The 2,184-nt window shown below is 41.8% G+C and carries 4 protein-coding genes; all 4 read left to right on the forward strand.

Translation table 11 applies throughout. The features are described 5' to 3' along the window. Positions 1-218: 218 nt before the first annotated feature. The 4 genes from QTO06_RS25150 to QTO06_RS25170 all read left to right on the forward strand — a co-directional run bounded on the left by QTO06_RS25150 (position 219) and on the right by QTO06_RS25170 (position 1,926). Entirely contained in the window at positions 219-551 is a 333-nt protein-coding gene (locus QTO06_RS25150; RefSeq protein ID WP_331410318.1) for a type II toxin-antitoxin system RelE/ParE family toxin, read from the forward strand. Further along, positions 538-852, forward strand: a complete 315-nt coding sequence (locus tag QTO06_RS25155) for a helix-turn-helix domain-containing protein (protein WP_017049537.1) — start codon at positions 538-540, stop codon at positions 850-852. Before QTO06_RS25150 ends, QTO06_RS25155 begins: the two co-directional genes overlap by 14 nt. A gap of 247 nt (positions 853-1,099) precedes the next feature. Continuing rightward, on the forward strand, positions 1,100-1,579 hold the full coding sequence (locus QTO06_RS25165) for a type VI secretion system amidase effector protein Tae4 (RefSeq protein WP_331410319.1): 480 nt from the start codon (positions 1,100-1,102) through the stop codon (positions 1,577-1,579). Further along, positions 1,561-1,926, forward strand: a complete 366-nt coding sequence (locus QTO06_RS25170; RefSeq protein ID WP_331410320.1) for a T6SS amidase immunity protein Tai4 family protein — start codon at positions 1,561-1,563, stop codon at positions 1,924-1,926. The genes QTO06_RS25165 and QTO06_RS25170 overlap by 19 nt, the downstream gene beginning before the upstream one ends. Positions 1,927-2,184: the final 258 nt, after the last annotated feature.

A 2,184-nucleotide genomic window follows, 5' to 3' on the forward strand; every position in this document is an offset into this window, starting at 1 on the left:
GCACATAACAAAGCGTTTAAGACGGATTCCCAACGCTTGGCATTTTCGGTTTGCTTCTGCTTTAGTGGTTACGGCACAATAGTTTAAGTAGGGTGGTAGCGTTGCTCACCACTTAACGCGGCGTTATAGCTCAGGTCAGATTTACTGCTCCAAAAATTATAGCTACGTTAATCACGTATAGTTTTGCTATCTATACGTTACTTGCGTATACTTTGCGTATGAAAAGTGTATTTGTCGAATCAACCATATTTGAAAAGTACCGTAATGAATTTCTCAGCGATGATGAGTTTAGGCTTTTTCAAGCTGAGTTAATGTCTAACCCGAAGCAGGGTGACGTGATTCAAGGTACAGGTGGTTTGCGAAAGATTCGAGTTGCAAGTAAAGGTAAGGGCAAGCGTGGTGGCTCTCGCGTTATCTATTACTTCCTCGATGAAAAGCGTCGTTTCTACTTGCTGACGATTTACGGCAAGAATGAAATGTCCGACTTAACTGCAGACCAAAAGAAACAACTAAAGGCTTTTATGGAGGCGTGGCGTAATGAGCAATCGTGATCTATTTGCGGAGTTAAGTTCAGCACTTGTTGAGGCTAAAGAGCATTCAGAGGGCAAGCTTACCCTTAAAACTCATCAAGTTAACGACATCAGTGAGTTAAATATCTCACCTGATGAAATCGTGAGTATTCGAGAGCAGTTTAATATGTCTCGTGGTGTTTTTGCTCGTTTGTTGCACACATCATCTCGTACGTTAGAAAACTGGGAACAAGGGCGTAGCGCACCAAATGGACAAGCAGTAACCCTTCTAAAGTTGGTTCAGCGTCACCCAGAAACCCTGTCGCACATCGCTGAGCTATAACAAACTGTTTAAGAGTGATTCGCAACGCGTGGCATTTTTGCTATGCGTTGCTTTTAGTGTTTAAGGTGGTATGCGGCGGCATCGGTATTGCGTTGCTCACACCTTAACAGGGCGTTATAACTCTTTTGTCAGTTTCATTGTTACACAACTAAGCTTGAAGCCCTTCGAGAACGGTTTACTTGTTGTTACTGCCGCTGCTGCTTTTGTGAGACCTTATCGCACAAATAACTGATAGGGAGATATTTTCATGGCAGCACGTCCTAGCCTACTAAAAATGAAAGTTGCCTTTACCAAGGTAAACAGAGATGTGTCTGAAGTAGGTACCATTATCGGCGGTAAAGTAAATCACAATATTAATGTTCTAACACCAGAGCAGGGGCGGTTTGAGAATGCTTGTGCGATACGTATGTCATATGCACTTAACTATGCTGGTTTCAAAGTACCCTACATAAAAAACAAAACTGTCTCCGGTGGACAGGGGAATTGGTACATTTATCGCGTGAAAGATTTGATCAACTTTTTGTATCAAAAATTTGGTGAGCCAGAGTTGGTGGTTCAAAACCCCAATGCTAATGAACTCTCTGAATACAAGGGCATTTTAGTTGTTGATGTAGATACTTGGTTAGACGCATCAGGTCATGCAAGTATTTGGACTGGTTCAAGATGTACCGATAGCTGTTACTTTCCGGACGCAAAAAAGGCTTATTTATGGAAATTAGAAGATTAGTAAGCAGTATAAGCATTGCTCTTTGTAGTCTCGGAGTTACCGCAAGCCCACTCAGTACTCAAAGTGATGAGCAGCTGTTTAAAAACTTCGCTCTCTCATCTTGTATTGCTACCTATTACAAAGACTCAGATGTTGCGAAAGATGCGATAACTGCAATGCAAGGCTATCGAGAGTTCTCCGAGCTTCCTTTAGAGTCGTTCTTTGAGGTAAGCGAGCTATTAAGCACAGACGATATGTCTAGGTACAAATCAAAAAATGGTAACGTGATCGAGTTGGCTTACTGTGTAGACTTTTCTAATTCAGACGGTGTTCATAAGCTGTACATTAAGGCGAAATCAGCGTTATAACAAACTGTTTAAGAGTGATTCGCAACGCGTGGCATTTTTACTATGCGTTGCGTTTAGTGTTTAAGGTGGTATGCGGGAGCTTCGGTATTGCGTTGCTCACACCTTAACAGGGCGTTATGTGTATTTTTGCATAATCTGCCCTACACTAGAATAGCGATAGTTCCTTGTTACTCTTAATTATTGTGACGACGAGAGGTGTGTTATGTCTGAAGAGAAAGAGGTTGTTATAGATAGTGGGGAAAGAGATTCGAAAGGTTC

The sequence above is a fragment of the Vibrio sp. M260121 genome, assembly GCF_036533715.1.
In the GTDB taxonomy this organism is placed as follows: Bacteria; Pseudomonadota; Gammaproteobacteria; order Enterobacterales; family Vibrionaceae; genus Vibrio.

Coding starts and splice junctions, on each gene's coding strand:
- QTO06_RS25150 (WP_331410318.1), top strand. CDS start 219: ATGAAAAGTGTATTTGTCGAATCAACCATATTTGAAAAGTACCGTAAT.
- QTO06_RS25155 (WP_017049537.1), top strand. CDS start 538: ATGAGCAATCGTGATCTATTTGCGGAGTTAAGTTCAGCACTTGTTGAG.
- QTO06_RS25165 (WP_331410319.1), top strand. CDS start 1,100: ATGGCAGCACGTCCTAGCCTACTAAAAATGAAAGTTGCCTTTACCAAG.
- QTO06_RS25170 (WP_331410320.1), top strand. CDS start 1,561: ATGGAAATTAGAAGATTAGTAAGCAGTATAAGCATTGCTCTTTGTAGT.